At 73.3% G+C, this 15553-nt stretch carries 11 protein-coding genes and 1 other RNA gene; 4 read left to right on the forward strand and 8 right to left on the reverse strand.

Features of this window, described 5'->3' with window-relative positions:
- Window positions 1-290: 290 nt before the first annotated feature.
- The 7 genes from CYJ76_RS05195 to CYJ76_RS05225 all read right to left on the reverse strand — a co-directional run bounded on the left by CYJ76_RS05195 (window position 291) and on the right by CYJ76_RS05225 (window position 11738).
- A complete protein-coding gene (locus tag CYJ76_RS05195; protein ID WP_083323445.1) occupies window positions 291-1712 on the reverse strand; it encodes a HisA/HisF-related TIM barrel protein in 1422 nt (473 codons plus the stop codon).
- Window positions 1709-2335 (reverse strand): hypothetical protein, encoded by a 627-nt coding sequence (locus tag CYJ76_RS05200; RefSeq protein ID WP_070703841.1) that lies wholly within the window; start codon window positions 2333-2335, stop codon window positions 1709-1711. The genes CYJ76_RS05195 and CYJ76_RS05200 overlap by 4 nt, the downstream gene beginning before the upstream one ends.
- A gap of 52 nt (window positions 2336-2387) precedes the next feature.
- A complete protein-coding gene (locus CYJ76_RS05205) occupies window positions 2388-5318 on the reverse strand; it encodes a bifunctional [glutamine synthetase] adenylyltransferase/[glutamine synthetase]-adenylyl-L-tyrosine phosphorylase (RefSeq protein WP_101849483.1) in 2931 nt (976 codons plus the stop codon).
- 26 nt (window positions 5319-5344) lie between these two features.
- Entirely contained in the window at window positions 5345-6685 is a 1341-nt protein-coding gene (locus tag CYJ76_RS05210; protein ID WP_070705505.1) for a glutamine synthetase family protein, read from the reverse strand.
- A 107-nt stretch (window positions 6686-6792) separates the two neighbouring features.
- The gene (locus CYJ76_RS05215; RefSeq protein ID WP_101849451.1) at window positions 6793-9996 is read right to left on the reverse strand and encodes an immune inhibitor A domain-containing protein; all 3204 of its coding nucleotides are present in this window, start codon (window positions 9994-9996) and stop codon (window positions 6793-6795) included.
- 129 nt (window positions 9997-10125) lie between these two features.
- Window positions 10126-11517, reverse strand: coding sequence for a M20/M25/M40 family metallo-hydrolase (locus CYJ76_RS05220; RefSeq protein ID WP_101849452.1), 1392 nt, complete (start codon window positions 11515-11517; stop codon window positions 10126-10128).
- Window positions 11518-11519: 2 nt separating this feature from the next.
- Complete coding sequence (locus CYJ76_RS05225; protein WP_070705507.1) at window positions 11520-11738, reverse strand: methionine aminopeptidase; 219 nt, start codon at window positions 11736-11738, stop codon at window positions 11520-11522.
- Between the two features lie 57 nt (window positions 11739-11795).
- Here CYJ76_RS05225 and CYJ76_RS05230 point away from each other — a divergent pair, with 57 nt between their 5' ends.
- The 4 genes from CYJ76_RS05230 (at window position 11796) to rnpB (ending at window position 14038) form a co-directional block, all read left to right on the forward strand.
- Entirely contained in the window at window positions 11796-11999 is a 204-nt protein-coding gene (locus tag CYJ76_RS05230; protein ID WP_070705508.1) for a hypothetical protein, read from the forward strand.
- A gap of 10 nt (window positions 12000-12009) precedes the next feature.
- Entirely contained in the window at window positions 12010-12870 is an 861-nt protein-coding gene (map, locus tag CYJ76_RS05235; RefSeq protein ID WP_070705509.1) for a type I methionyl aminopeptidase, read from the forward strand.
- A complete protein-coding gene (gene ppgK, locus CYJ76_RS05240) occupies window positions 12867-13640 on the forward strand; it encodes a polyphosphate--glucose phosphotransferase (protein WP_070705510.1) in 774 nt (257 codons plus the stop codon). The genes map and ppgK overlap by 4 nt, the downstream gene beginning before the upstream one ends.
- 25 nt (window positions 13641-13665) lie before the next feature.
- Window positions 13666-14038, forward strand: an RNA gene (gene rnpB / locus CYJ76_RS05245) — RNase P RNA component class A.
- Window positions 14039-14094: 56 nt separating this feature from the next.
- Here rnpB and CYJ76_RS05250 read toward each other — a convergent pair.
- A complete protein-coding gene (locus tag CYJ76_RS05250; RefSeq protein WP_070705511.1) occupies window positions 14095-15546 on the reverse strand; it encodes an RNB domain-containing ribonuclease in 1452 nt (483 codons plus the stop codon).
- Between the last annotated feature and the right edge of the window lie 7 nt (window positions 15547-15553).

Below are 15553 nucleotides of genomic sequence, written 5' to 3' on the forward strand. Positions count from 1 at the left end.
TCGTTGATGCGGGGCTCGCTGATGGTGCTACTCCTTCGTCGGGTCGATGACGGGTGACGCTCGACCCCTCCTCCACACGAAGAAAGGGCCTCTCGGCACCTGCCGGAGAGACCCAGACCATGCAGCGGCCACCGCACGATGCGGGGCACCTCCCCCACCGAGGCCTTGCGGCCAGGGACTCAGGCGACGCCGCGTGGTGTCACGCGACGCACCGTGGGAGTGCACGACCCACGTACCGGATCGGCCGCAGGTGGAGACGGGGTCTCACTTCAGACGGACAGGATAGCCGGTCAGGCGTGTGGGTCCAAACCCAGGGCACTGACGACCACGCCGTCGACGCGGGAGCGGACCTCGACGTCCTCCAGGACGCCGGCGACCAGACGCCCCGCCTCGCGGTCGTCGCCCAGTCCCCGCAGCCCCAGGACGAGCTCGCCCTCCGGGCCGCTGCGCACCGCGACACCCGTGACCCGGGGGTCCTCCTTGAGCCGGCGCAGGCCGGCCAGCACCACCTCGTCGTCCACGGGGCGCCGCCACGGGATGCGGCGGGCCAGCGCACGCACCATCGAGGGCCGGACGACGCGCGCGGCCGGGGAGCCGGGATCGACGACCAGCGCCGGGGCCTCGTCGGAGAGCGCAGCCTGCGCCACCGTGTGGCCGCGGACCGGCACCGGGCGTGCGTCGGCCCGCCAGCGCGTGACCTCCTCGACCGTGGTGAACACCGGCAGCGCCGCCCAACCCTGCGGGGTGCGCACCTGCGCCACAGCCACGTCGGCGGCGTCCGCACCCTCCTCGGCGAGGACGCCCACGAACACGCGGGCGGTGTCGAGGGCGGCCACCAGGGCACCGTCGTCCAGCGGGTCCTCCCCCGGGCCGGGCAGCGCGGGGTCGAGGGCGCCGTCGTCGTCGTCGAACTCACCGCGCTGGAGGGAGCGCCCCTCCCAGGGAGTGCCGGCCGAGTCGGCGGTGGGGTCGGTGGGCGGGCCCGCGAGCTCACCGAGCAGACGCTGGGCCCGGCCCAGCTCCACGGCGCCCGCGTACAGCGCGGCCCCGAGGATGACCTCGCCGACCGCCGGGCCGTGGGGACCGCGGAGGCTCGAGACCGCCACGAGGTCGCCGGTGGTGCTCACCCCGCCGGAGGCCACGAGGGTCCCCTGCAGGTGCGCCGCGGCCTCACGGAGTCCTGCGAGGTCCGGTCCGGTCATGCGACCGTCGGCCCCGGCGGAGGCGACGACCCAACGGCGCGGCCCGAGAGCGCCCAACGCGGCCCAGTGGTCCGTGACCGGACCGAGGTCGAGATCGGTGCCCCGGGCCACCACGCGGCCGTCCCGGAGGTCGAGTCCGAGCTGGAGCTCCTCGCCGTACCGGGCAGCCAGGGCGCGCGCGGCCACCGGGTCCCGCCAGAGGGCCGAGGAGGCGGTGACGGCCACCGCGCCCCACCCGAGGGCGCGCTCCACGTCCTCGGTTGCGAGGACCCCGCCGGACACCTCCACGGGGACGCCGGCCGAACGCACCAGCTCGGCCATCAGCGCGTCGTTCGCGCCGCGCCCGGTGGCGCGGTCCAGGTCGACCAGGTGGAGTCGCTCGGCGCCCTGGGCGACCCAGTGGGCCACCGCCGCGCTCGGGTCGGCCAGCGAACCGTCCAGGTCCTGGGCGGTCCGCCCGCCGACGACGTCGACCGCCGGCCACAGCCGCAACGGCACACGAGCCCTCATCGTTCCTCCTCCTCGGCCCTCTCGGCCAGACGGTCGGACAGCACCCCCACGAAACGCTGGACCTCGCGGGGGTCGGGTTCCACGCGCCGGCTGCCCGGCAACGGGTCCGGCCGGCGGAACTCGGCGGCGCCGGGCAGCCCCAGCAGACCGGCCAGGCGCACCCCGAGGGCCACCGGGTCGGCGCCCGTCGCCCGCCCCCGGGAGACCAACCCCGTCACGGCATCGCCCTGGTCGGGTACGCCTGCCACCCGCGCGAGATGACGCGGACCACAGACCGGCAGGTCACCCAGTGGGTGGGGGCCCACCCCCGGCTGGGCCACGACCCAGTGCAGCTCGGCGTCACCCCCGTCGGCTGCCGCCACCACGAGCAGCCCGCCCCGCACCGTCATCCCCACGACGGGCAGCACCCTGTCCGGGACCGGCCGGCTCAGCGTGAGACCCAGGGCATCGCCGTAGGGTCCCAGGCCCGCGGGCACCGAGGCGGGGCGCACGACGGTCCACCCGTCGCCCCGCGCGTGGTCGGCGGAGACGACTCCCCCGGACAGCCAGTCGGCCACCGCATCCTGGTGCCCCCGGAACCACAGCAGGGTGGCCCCGGTGCGGGAGCGAGGGTCGGTGGTCACGCCCGGGATTCTACGGAGCGGACCCCGACCAGCGGCGCACGCGGTCGCCGGCTCAGGCGAAGAAGACGCGCTCCACCACGGCGCGAGCCCGGCGGGACCGCCGCAGGTACTCCTCGGTGAGCTCCGCCCCGGCGCCGGCAGGGCGCCCCATCGCGCGGGACACACCCTCCCGGTCGAGCGGGTCGGTGGGGATGGAGTCGCTCGCCCGGCCGCGCCAGAGCATGCTCGCGTCACGGACCTCCCCGGCCATCTCCCACGCCTCCGAGAGGGCCTCGGCGTCCGCGGCCGAGAGGAGCTCGTGGCCACGGAGCGCCGTCAGGGCCTGGCGCGTGCTCGCGGTACGCAGGTCCGCCAGCCGGGCGGCGTGCTCCATCTGGAGCATCTGCACCGTCCACTCGACGTCCGAGAGGCCGCCGCGGCCCAGCTTGAGGTGCAGCCGGGGGTCACCACCGCGGGGGATGCGCTCGGCCTCCATGCGGGCCTTGAGCACCCGCATCTCGCGCAGCGCCGCAGGCGTCAGACCCCCCTCGGGGTAGCGACGGGGGTCGACGAGGACCATCACCCGTGCGCAGAGCTCGGCATCGCCGGCGACCGGCCGGGCCCGGACGAGGGCCTGCGCCTCCCAGGGCGAGCTCCAGCGCTCGTAGTACTGCTCCAGGGAGGCGATGCCGCGCACCGTGGGCCCGCTGCGCCCCTCGGGCCGGAGGTCGATGTCGACCTCCAAAGGGGGCTCGGACCCGGCCACGAGCGTGGAACGCAGGGCCTTGAGGGCCGCGGTGGCGGCCTCCGCCCGCCCCGGTGCGTCGTCGTGCACGAGGAAGACGTCGGCATCGCTGGCGAAGCCCATCTCCCCACCACCGAGGCGCCCCATGCCGATGACGGCGACCCCGGTCGAGTCGCCGTCCAGGGCAGCCTCGAGCACCGCGTCGAGCAGGGCCTCGGCGGCGTTGGTGAGCCCCTCCTGGACCTGCGCGGAGTCCACCTGCCCCGTGAGGCGCCCGATGCCCAGGCGAAGGACCTCCGTGCGTCGCAGCACCCGGGCCGCCGTGGCCGCGTCCTCCACCGAGCCCGCACGGCCCACCGCACTGCGCATGCGCGAGACGACCGCCTCGCGCGAGGGCGGGACCAGGGCGTCCGGCTCGCCGAGCAGGCGCACCGCGTCCGGCCCGCGTTCCAGCAGGCCCGTGAGGTAGCGGCTCGCCGAGAGGACGTGCGCGAAGCGCTGGGCGGCGTGCCCCTCGTCGCGCAGCATCGCCATGTACCAGTGGGTCCCGCCCAGCGACTCGCTGATGCGGCGGAAGGCCAGCAGCCCCGCATCGGGGGCCGGCCAGCCGGCGAACCAGCCGAGCATCGCCGGCAGCAGCTGACGCTGAATGGCGGCGGTCCGCGAGAAGCCCCGGGTGAGCGACTCCAGGTGGCGCACCGACCCCGCGGGGTCGGCGAAGCCCAGCGCGGCGAGGCGCTCGGTGACCGCGTCCGGCGACATCCGGGCCTGGGTGGGCGTGAGGTCCGAGAGGGCGGAGAGGACCGGGCGGTAGAACAATCGCTCGTGGAGGCGCCGGACCTCCTTGGACACCTCCGCCCAGCGCCGCTCCACCTCCTGGGCCGGGTCCTTGGTCCACCCCATCGCGCGGCCCAGGCGGCGCAGGTCGTCCTCGTCCACCGGCAGCAGGTGCGAACGCCGCAGGCGGTCGAGCTGGATGCGGTGCTCCAGGGCACGCAGGAGACGGTAGGCCGGGTCGAGCACGGCGGCGTCGGACCGGGCCACGTAACCGCCGGCCGCGAGCGCCGTGAGCCCCGGCAGGGTGCTGCCCGAGCGCAGCGACTCGTCGACTCGCCCGTGCACGAGCTGCAGCAGCTGCACGGAGAACTCGATGTCGCGCAGGCCCCCGGCGCCAAGCTTGAGCTGCCGCTTGGCCTCCGCGGCCGGGATGTGGGCCTCCACGCGGCGCCGCATGGCCTGCACCCCCTCCACGAAGCCGTCCCGGGTGGCCACCTGCCACACCATCGGGTCCACGAGGTCGACGAAGGCCTGCCCCAACTCGGGGTCGCCGGCGACCGGCCGCGCCTTGAGCAACGCCTGGAACTCCCAGGTGGAGGCCCACCGCTCGTAGTAGCCGCGGAAGGACTCCAGGGTGCGCACGAGCGGCCCGGCCTTGCCCTCCGGGCGCAGCGCGGCGTCCACCGGCCAGAGCGTGCCCTCGGCGGTGGTCGCGCCGCAGGCCTGCACCAGGCGGGTCGCGAGGCGTGCCCCGACCTGCAGGGCCCGGGCCTCCTCGACCCCCTCGGCCGGCTCCGCGGCGAAGATGACGTCCACGTCGCTCACGTAGTTGAGCTCGCGCCCGCCGGTCTTGCCCATGCCGATGACGGCCAGGCGCACGTCCTCGGCGTGGTCGACCTCGTGGCGCGCGATGACGAGCGCCGCCTCGAGGGCGCCGGCGGCCAGGTCCGCCAGGGCGGCGGCCACGGCGTCGACCACCTCGGTGGGGTCGGGGGCGGTGAGGTCGAGGCCGGCCACGCGCACCAGCTGACCGCGGTAGGCCACGCGGAGCGCGTCGTCGCCGCTCTCCCCCGCCGCCACGGCCTCGGAGACCGCCGCCACGAGCACCTCGCGGGCCTCCTCGGGGGTGGGCAGGGTCTCGGCGTCGAGCAGCTCGAGGTGCTCCGGGTGGCGCGCCAGGTGGTCACCGAGCACCTGGCTGGCCCCGAGCACCGCCACGAGACGTGCCAGGGGGCCCCGCTCGGCGTCGGGGCCGGCCGCGTCCATGCGCCCGACCCACGCCCGGCGCTGCTCAGGACCGGCCGCCTCGGCGATGCGGACCGCTGCCAGGACCGCCCGGTCCGGATCCGCTGCCCGCCCCAGGGCCCGCGCCAGCCCCACCTGGTGCTCCCAGTCGTCCCGGCCGAGCAGGCGTGAGAGGTCGTCGAGGCACCCGGCGGCGCGCCGCCCCTCGGTGAACCCCTCGCGGAGCAGCCAGGCCACCCCGCCCGGTCGGGAACCCCGCGGGTTCACAGCTGCTTGAGGTAGTTCTGGACCTCGTAGGGCGTCACCTGCGCCCGGTAGGCCTTCCACTCCTCACGCTTGTTGCGCAGGAAGAAGTCGAAGACGTGCTCGCCGAGCGTCTCGGCCACGAGCTCCGACTGCTCCATCGCCGAGATGGCCTCGCTGAGCGAGCCCGGCAGCGGCTCGATCCCCAGCGCACGCCGCTCCCGGTCGGTGAGGCCCCACACGTCGTCCTCGGCCTCGGTGGGCAGCTCGTACTCCTCCTCGATGCCCTTGAGACCGGCGGCCAGGACCACGGCGTAGGCGAGGTAGGGGTTGCAGGCCGAGTCCAGCGAGCGCAGCTCCACCCGGCTCGACTGGCCCTTGGTGGGCTTGTACATGGGGATGCGCACCATGGCGCTGCGGTTGTTGTGGCCCCAGCACACGTGGGCCGGCGCCTCTCCCCCGCCCCAGAGCCGCTTGTAGGAGTTGACCCACTGGTTGGTGACCGCGCTGATCTCGCGGGCGTGGTGCAGCAGGCCGGCCACGAAGCGCCGCCCGGTGATGGACAGCTGGTACTCCGCTCCTGGCTCGTGGAAGGCGTTGCGGTCGCCCTCGAAGAGCGAGAGGTGGGTGTGCATGCCGCTGCCCGGGTGACCGGCCAGGGGCTTGGGCATGAACGAGGCCACCGCCCCCTGGGCCAGGGCCACCTCCCGCACCACCGTGCGGAAGGTCATGATGTTGTCCGCCGTCGACAGGGCGTCGGCGTAGCGCAGGTCGATCTCGTTCTGGCCGGGCGCGCCCTCGTGGTGGGAGAACTCCACCGGGATGCCCATGCTCTCGAGCATGTCGATGGCGGCGCGGCGGAAGTCGTGGCCGTCACCCTGGGCGAGGTGGTCGAAGTAGCCCGCGTCGTCGAGGGGCACCGGGTGGCCACCGGCGTCGAGCTCCCGCTCGAAGAGGAAGAACTCGATCTCCGGGTGGGTGTAGAAGGTGAAGCCCATGTCGTCGGCCCGTTGGAGGGCCCGGCGCAGGACGTGGCGCGAGTCCGCCGGGCTCGGGGTGCCGTCCGGCAGGGTGATGTCGCAGAACATCCGGCCGATGCCGGGCTCCTGGCTGTCCTTCCAGGACACCACCTGGAAGGTGGAGGCGTCCGGCATGGCCAGGGTGTCGGCCTCGTAGACGCGCGCGAAGCCCTCGATGGCGCTGCCGTCGAACCCGATGCCCTCGGTGAAGGCGTTCTCGAGCTCGGCCGGGGCCACGCCGACGGACTTCAGGCGGCCCAGCACGTCGGTGAACCAGAGGCGCATGAAGCGGATGTCCCGCTCCTCGATGGTGCGGAGGACGAACTCCTGCTGACGATCCATGCGTCCATCCAACCACCGGGCAGCCCCTCACACCGAAGGGCCCCGCAGCACTGCCGCGGGGCCCTCCGGAGGCGCGGCCGGTCACGGGTGCGACCGGCCGGCCGTCATCACCTCACCCAACCGGTCAGGAGCTCGTTGAGCTGGTCCTCGACGGTCTGCACCACGGCGGCGGTGCCACCGATGATCGCCACGTCCTGCGGGGACACGGCGTCCAGCGCCGCCTTCGACAGAGCCGGCAGGCGGTCGAGGTGGGTCAGCACCAGCGGCAGGTGCTGCACACCCGCGTAGGCGCCACCGGTCAGTGCGTCGGGAAAGTCGGCGCCGCTGGCGACCAGGGCCCGGTTCGGGTCCTTGTCGAACTGTGCGGCCACGGCCGCCGAGGTGCCGTAGCGGTCGGAACCGGCCAGGCGCTCGGTACCGCCCAGCTCGGCGTACACGGCATCGGACACCGCGGCCGGGCCACCCAGCACCACGACCCTCTTCGGGTTGAGCGCGGCCACGGCCTCCTTGGTCACGGCGTCGGCCTTGTCCGGGCGGGTCAGGAGGACGGGGGCGTCCTGGGCACCGGCCAGCGCACCACCGGTCAGCGCGTCGGCGAAGGCCCGGTCCTCACCGGAGGCCACGTAGAGCGTGTCCACGTTGTTGCCGAACATCGTCGCCACGTTGGCGCTCGTCTCGTAGCGGTCCGTGCCGGCCACGCGGGCGACGTCCAGGCCCTCGGCCTCGAGCTCGCCGGCGACCTTGGCGGAGACCGCGGCCTCGCCACCGAGGATGACGACCTTGGACGCGCCGAGGTCCTCGATGGCCTTCAGGGTGTCGGCCGGGATCCGGTCGGTGCGCGTGAGCAGCACCGGGGCGTCCTGGCCGTCCTGCGCGGGCAGGGAGCGCGGCGCGACCCCGTTGGCGGCAGCCGGGGCACCGGACAGGGCGTCGGCGAAGCCCGTGCCCGAGGCCAGGTAGACGGTGTCGGCGGCATCGAACTGACGGGCCACCTCGGCGGCCGTGGCGTAGCGGTCCTTGCCGGCCCAGCGGTCGACCGTGGCGTCCGGCGTGGCCGTCTGGCACTGGTCGGCGGCGCCGAAGCAGACCTGCATGGTGTCGCCCTCGGTGCCGATGACCTCGGCACGCACCTTGGAACCCGGCAGCTTCACCGAGTTCTGCGGGTTGGCCGACGAGTAGTACGCGTTGGCGCCGGAGTCGAAGAACACCGGCACACCCGGGCGCGACGGGATGGTGGTGGCCTGGCCGTCGTGGTGCAGGGTCACCGCGTCGGTGCGCTCCAGGCCGAAGGTGGCGTCGAAGGACTGCGTCTTCTGGCGCATCAGGCCGCCGCCGTTCCACGCCAGCGGCTGCGGGTTGGCGTCCACCGGCAGGGCCTGGCCGCCGCCCGGGTGCTCACCGGTGTTGTTGTCCAGGTAGGCGTCGTTGGAGTACCAGACGAGCATGCCGTTCTGGTAGGGGTAGCGCTCCACCCAGTTGGGACGGGCCTCGCCGAAGCCGAAGTTGTACGGGCCGGTGCGCAGGGTGTCGTCGTAGGAGCCGTACTGGCGGTTCTCCATGAGGAAGGCGTGCTCCGCATCGCGGGTGACCGTGCCGTCGATGACGGTGAAGCCCTTGAGCTCCCACGTGCTGGCACCCTCGGCACCGTCCACCTCGGCCACCCCGTCGACGGTGGTGGTCACGTTGTCGAGGAACGCACCGTTCTCGTTGAGGCCACCGTCGTTCTGGGCGCGGAAGCGGACGTCGATCTGCTTGCCGGCGTAGGAGGACAGGTCGTAGTTCAGGTCCACCCAGCCGTCGGAGAAACCGGTCTGCTCGTCGAGCTTTGTCCAGGTGGCGCCACCGTCGGTGGAGACCTCGAAGTACAGGTAATCGTAGTCCTGCTCGATGAAGGCCTCGAGCTTGGCCGAGACGCTGGCCGACTTCGCCCCCGAGAGGTCCAGGTGCTTGGTCATGGACGAGTTGAGGTTGTCCTCGGCGCCACCCCAGAACTCCTTCGAGCCCTCGAAGGGGGTGTTGTACTCCTCGGTGATCTTCTGCGTGGGCAGCGGCACCACCACGGCCTGCGGGTTCTTGGTGGAGGCGAAGGCCGGGCCCAGGGTCTTGGTGACGTTCTCGCCCGGCTTCACGACCTGGTAGTCGAGCCAGCCCAGCTGCAGCTTCTCCTTGGGGCCCATGAAGCCCGCGGAGTCGCCGATGGCCTTGCCGTCGTTCAGCCAGGACCCGGCCGACATGAGCGACCAGTAGGCCACACCGTTGTCGCCGCCGCTGGTGTCGTAGTAGTCGGGCAGGCCGAGGTCGTGGGAGAACTCGTGCACGAACACGCCCACGCCACCGTTCTCCGGCTCGGTGGTGTAGTCACCGATCCACAGGCCGGTGTCACCGATCGGCACACCACCAGCGAGGTTGCCCTCCGGGCCCTTCTTGCCCGCGTCGGTCGGGAAGGCGTACCAGCGGTGGGCCCAGATGGCGTCCTCGCCCTGGGCACCGCCACCGGCGGACTCGTCCTCGCCGGCGTGGACGGCCTGGAAGTGGTCGATGTAGCCGTCGGGCTCGTTGAAGTCGCCGTCACCGTCGTAGTCGTAGCGGTCCCACTTGTCGAACTCCGCCAGCTCGGCGGCGATCTGCTCGGAGGTCTTGCCCTGGGCCACCTGCGCGTCGTACCAGGCCTGGGCGGAGTCGCGGATGTAGCTCCAGTAGCCCTCGGCCTCCACCATCGGGTCGTCGCTGTTGGCGCCGTACCGCGCCTCGTTGTAGGGCAGCTTCACCCAGTCGTAGACCTTCGCGTCCACGTCGAAACGGCCCGAGGACTGCTTGCGGAAGAAGTCGCGGAAGGAGTTCTCCTCGCCCAGCATGAGCTCCTCGTAGTACGAGGTGTTGAAGTCCTTGCGCCAGACGGTGGAGTTGTCCTGGGAGCGGTCCGGCTCGGGGATCTGGTTGTGCAGCGGGCCGGGAGTGCCGCCCTTGGCCGGGTCGGTCTTGTCACCGAACTCCGTGAGGAAGGTGAGGACGTTCTCCTGACGCTCCACGTCGTACTGCACGTACTGGGCGTCCTTGCCCGTGCCCAGCTGGATGGAACGGCTGCCGTTGCGGGTGACCACCTTGGCCTCGCCGCGCATGAGCTGGTTGACGGCCTTCTTCTGCAGGGCGCGCTGCTTGTCGCCCAGCGGGTGGGAGAAGTCGTCCTGACGGTGCTCCTGCGAGCGGGCGTCGTCCTGGGACGGGACGGCGGAGACCTGCGCGAAGGGGACGGTCGCGGTGGCGAAGGCCACCAGAGCGGCGCCCGAGAGACGCGTGGTGCGTGCGAACACTGTTCCTCCAGAGGGGTGTGCATGTGGTGAGGGTCACCACCCCCCCTGATCGTGCGCGCCAACGGCCCGGAAGTCATCCCCAGGGTGGTCACGATTCGGACACGATCTGCCACGCGGGACGGAGGCCCGTCAGCCGCAGCGCTCCACCACCAGGTGCACGTACGCCCGGGCGCACCGCACGAGGGCCTCCTTGTCGACCCACTCGTCCACCGAGTGCGCTTGGCGGATGTCCCCCGGCCCGTACTGGAGGGTCGGGATGCCGGCCGCGGCGTACTGCCGCAGGTCCGAGCCGTAGGGCACGCCGATGCGGTCGGGCCGCTCGTACCCGGCGCGCTCCACGGCATCGGCCACCTGAGCGCCGAGCTCGTGGCCGCTGGGCATCTCACCGGGGGCGAACACCCCACCGGGCCAGGTCACCCGGGCCGGGTGCTCGGCGAGGAAGTCGTCGGCGGCACAGGCCTCGGCCACGCACTGCTCGAAGGCGGCCCGGGCCTCCTGCGGGGTCTCGTCGGTGCGGACACCGAATCGACCCTCCACCACGAGGTCGTCGAGCACGGTGGAGGCCCACTCCCCTCCCCGGACGATGCCGATGCTCAGGGGCCACGGGTCGTCGACGGTGTCGAAGGGGGCGGGGCGATCCTCGCGACGCTGCTCCTGCAGGCGCTCGAGCGCATCGACCACGGCGCGCAGGCCCAGCAGCGCGTTGTGGCCCTCACGTGCCATGGCGCCGTGCGCGGCCCGGCCGGAGAGCCGGAGGCTGAAGGTCAGCGACCCGGCGTTGGCGGTGACGAGGTGACCGGCGGTGGGCTCGGCGATGACGCACGCCTCCCCGGTGTGCCCGCGACGCAGGGTGGCGAACGCCCCGGAGCCGCCGTCCTCCTCACCGCTCACGAGGTGCACGGCGAGCGCCCGGCGGAAGGGGAAGCCGACCGACTGCAGCGCGCGCACGGCTGCGAGGACCGCCGCCACCCCGCCCTTCATGTCGGTGACGCCGCGGCCGCGAAACCACACGCCGTGCTCGTCCTCGCCGCGGACCAGGGTCCACGGGTCGTGCTCGGACCAGAGCTCGGCGTCGGTGGCGGGCACCACGTCGGTGTGGCCGCACAGGATGAGGGCAGGGTCCCCCTCGGCGGGGCCGAAGCGGCCGACCACGCCGCGCAGGTCCGTGCGCTCGACCTCCTGGCCGGGCCAGTCCTCCAGGCGGGCGAGGTCGGCGACGGACTCGTCCCACTCGTCGACGCTGCCCCCCATGCGCCGCAGGGTCTCGGCGCCCCAGCGCTGCACGCGGACCTCCTCGGGGGATCCGCCGGTGCTGGGGATGGAGACCAGGGCCGAGAGGTCAGCCACGAGGCGCAGGTCGTCGAGCGCGTCGGTGGCCCTCTCGGCCCAGCGGGCGGCCTCGGCCCCGAGTTCACCGGCCTCGCCCGAGGTGGGCAGGGCGTCGGTCCACGGGTACTCCGGCCCGCTGGGCAGCGGACCGGTGTGCTCCTGGGTGCGGGTGCGCTCGGGGTCGGGCAGCACGATCAGCCGTTCAGGGGGTTGTTGTCCCAGTTGGCGCCACCGGCCTCGTCGGCCTCGGCGGCGTCCTGGGCGTCCCACTTCTCGGTGTTGGCCCGGGCGGTGGCCAGCGCGTTGCGGGCCTCCTCCTCGGTGGCGTAGGGGCCCATCACGTCGGCGTTGCGGGAGCGGTTGTCGTCGTCCCGCTCCACCTGGCCGGTGGTGATGTTGTAATAGAAGCTCATCGCTGCCTCCTGGGGGTGTGGGGAACTGCGGTTCACCCCAGCCTATGCAGCCGCGGCGTGAATGCCAGCCCGCCGGGTCGACCTGGTCCCCCGGCGGGCGGCGTCGAGCGGGGGCCGCTGGCGTTCCAGGGGGCCACGTTCTCCTCCGCCTCCCTGCTGTTCCTGCCGACGCTCCTGGTGACCACTGCCAGCGGCATCGCGTGGGGTCTGGCCACCCCAGCCGGGCCGCCACGCACCGAGGACCGCACCCCGCTCTCCTAGACTGCGCGCCATGCCTGTCGCACCACCCCTGTCCCCCGGCCACGTCTCCCCCCGCCGCGAGGTGCCCGCCTCCATCGCGCGCCCCGAGTACGTGGACAAGCCGGCCCCGGCCCCGTTCACCGGCTCGGAGGTCAAGGACGCCGAGACCATCGAGCGGATGCGGGTGGCCTGCCGCATCGCCGCCCAGGCCCGTGAGGCCGTGGGCGCGGCCGTAGCGCCGGGCGTCACCACCGACGAGCTCGACCGCATCGGCCACGAGTTCCTGCTCGACCACGGCGCCTACCCCTCCACGCTCGGCTACCGCGGCTACCCCAAGTCGCTGTGCAGTTCGGTCAACGAGGTGATCTGCCACGGCATCCCCGACGACCGGGAGCTGCAGGACGGCGACATCGTCAACATCGACATCACCGCCTTCATCGGCGGCGTGCACGGCGACACCAACGCCACTTTCCTGTGCGGGGACGTGGACGAGGAGTCCCGCCTGCTCGTGGAGCGCACGCAGGAGGCGACGATGCGGGGCATCCGTGCCGCGAAGCCCGGACGCGAGCTCAACGTCATCGGCCGCGTCATCGAGATGTACGCCAGCCGCTTCGGCTACGGCGTGGTGCGCGACTACACCGGCCACGGCATCGGCACGCACTTCCACAGCGGGCTCATCGTCCCCCACTACGACGCCGCGCCGTCCTACGCCGACGTCATCCAGCCCGGCATGACCTTCACCGTGGAGCCCATGCTCAACCTGGGCACCCACGAGTGGTCGATGTGGGCCGACGACTGGACCGTGGTGACCAAGGACCTCTCCCGCTCGGCGCAGTTCGAGCACACGATCCTCATCACCGAGGACGGGCCGGAGGTGCTGACCACCGCATGAGCCCCACCACGCACCCCCTGGGCATCGACGTCGGCGGCACCGGCATCAAGGGTGCCCCGGTGGACCTCGGGGTCGGCGCCTTCGCCGCCGAGCGCCAGCGGGTCGCCACCCCGGAGACCTCCACCCCGCAGGCCGTCGCCGAGGTGATCGGTGGGATCTGCAGCACCTTCGCCCGGCAGACGAAGGGCCAGCCCGTGGGCGTCACAGTGCCGGCCGTGGTGAGCCGCGGCGTGGTGCGTACCGCGGCCAACATCGACACCAGCTGGATCGGCACCGACGCCGACGCCCTGTTCTCCGAGGTGCTCGAGCGCGACGTGCACGTGCTCAACGACGCCGATGCCGCCGGCCTGGCCGAGGCGCACTACGGCGCCGCCCGGGGCACCAAGGGCCTGGTGCTGGTCACCACCCTGGGCACCGGCATCGGTAGCGCTCTCGTTGCCGACGGGCGGTTGCTGCCCAACTCCGAGCTGGGCCACCTGGAGGTCGACGGCGTGGAAGCCGAGTCGGTGGCCGCCAACTCCGCCCGCGAGGCCGAGGACCTCTCCTGGGAGGAGTGGGCCGAACGCCTGCAGCGCTACTACTCCACGCTGGAGAACCTCCTCTGGCCCGAGCTCATCGTGGTCGGTGGCGGGGTGAGCAAGAAGGCCGAGAAGTTCCTGCCGCTGCTGCACCTGCGCGCCCCCATCGTGCCCGCGCAGCTGCGCAACGACGCCGGGATCATCGGGGCCGCCCTGGCCGCGCAGCAGATGCAGGAGTCCGCCCGGCGCTGAGCCGCGTACACTTCCGCACTCGAGACGAGTCGGCCGGACGGTCGCGTCGGGCTTACGGGCCCGCCGAGGAAAGTCCGGGCTCCACAGGGAACGGTGGTGGCCAACAGCCACCCGGGGTGACCCGCGGGACAGTGCCACAGAGAACAGACCGCCCGTGCGTGCACGGGTCAGGGTGAAACGGTGGTGTAAGAGACCACCAGCACGCCGGGTGACCGGCGTGGCTCGGCAAACCCCACCGGGAGCAAGGTCAGACAGCGCGTGATCCAGGGCGTCCCGTCCGAGCGCGCGGGTGGACCGCTGGAGGTGGCTGGCAACAGTCACCCGAGATGGATGACCGTCCCCCGGGGCCGAGTGATTGGCCCCGGGGACAGGACCCGGCTTACAGGCCGACTCGTCTCCCCTCCCCGCGGTGCAGCGCCGGGCCCCGCGACCGGACCGGGCGCCGCTTGCCCGCTCAGACGCGCTCGACCGTGATGCGGTGCGCGGCCACGTCGGCCTCGGTGAGGCGCACGCGCACCTCGTCGCCCGGCTCGGCAGTCCCCCGGGCACGTGCGACGACCGCCGGGTCCGCGAGCTGCACGGTGAAGGCCTTCTCGGAGACCTCCACGGCGATGCCGTCGAACTCCTGGCCGACCCGCGGCGCGAGCACGGCCGCCTCGACCGCGTCCACGCACTCCCGCTCCACCGACCGGGCACGGCTGTCGGCGGCCTCCATGACCTCCGGCAGCCGGGGCAGCGCCTCGCGCACCCACACCGGCACCTCGTCGCCGGCCGACAGCGCCGCGCACAGCTCGAGGACGAAGCGGTCCACCAGGCGGCGCAGCGGGGCGGTGGCGTGGGCGTAGGGCGCCGCGATGGCGGCCTGCGTGGTGAGCTCGGGCAGCTCGCCGTCGAAGGCCGTGTACCCGGCCCCGCGGAAGAGGGTGGTGGCCTCGTGGACGAGGAACAGGTGCGTGCCGTCCGAGGTGTCCAGCGAGCGCAGGAAGTCGCCGTAGCGCGCGTCGTCGGCCCACTCGACCCCCAGAGCACGGGCCTGTCGGCGCAGGGTGCGCACGTCCTCCTCGGCGGGCTCGGGCATGGTGCGCAGGATGCCCACCTCGGCCCCGAGCATGAGCTCGGCGGCGGCCATGCCCGTCATGAGCGAGACCTGCGCGTTCCAGTCCTCCACCGGCAGCAGCGGGCGGAATCGGGTGGTGAAGCCGTCGGCGGTCACCTCCACCTCCTGCTCGGGCATCGGCAGCGTGGCCCCACCGCGGGCCTTCTCCTGCTCGATGCGGAGCAGTCCCACCTCCTTGAGCAGCGCCAGGGTCTCCTCGGCCTCACCGGAGTCGATGAGTTCCTGGGCCTCGGCGTAGGCGTAGCGGCGTCGCGAGCGCACGACGGCGCGTCCCACGGTCGCCTCCGTGAGGGCGCCGTCGGCGTCCAGGTGCAGCTCCCACAGGAAGGCGGGCCGGTCCTGCTCGGGCAGCAGCGAGGCGGCGCCCTCGGAGAGCACCGGCGGGTGCAGCGGCGCCCGCTCGTCGGGGCAGTAGACGGTGAGCCCGCGCTCCCACGCCTCGGCGGCGATCGCCCCGTCGGGCGCCACGAAGGCCGGAACGTCGGCGATGGCGTAGTGCACGAGGAAGCCCTCCCCCTCGCGCTGGACGTGCACGGCCTGGTCGAGGTCCATGGAGCCCTCGGGGTCCAGGGTCACCAGCTCGATGCCCCGTTCGTCGCGTCCCGGCAGGTGGTCCTCCCCCACCACCCGCTCGGCCTCGGCCACCACCTCGGCCGGGAACTCCACCTCCACGCCCTGCTCGGCGCGGATGGCGGCGAAGGCCTTGCGCAGCTCGGCGGTGGTGCCGGTGTCCGGGGCCGCCTGCTCGGCGTCGGCGGGGCGGCGGAGGGTCAGGTGGGGGTGTGCCATGCCGGTC

The sequence above is a fragment of the Kytococcus schroeteri genome (assembly GCF_002847825.1).
GTDB lineage: Bacteria > Actinomycetota > Actinomycetes > Actinomycetales > Dermatophilaceae > Kytococcus > Kytococcus schroeteri.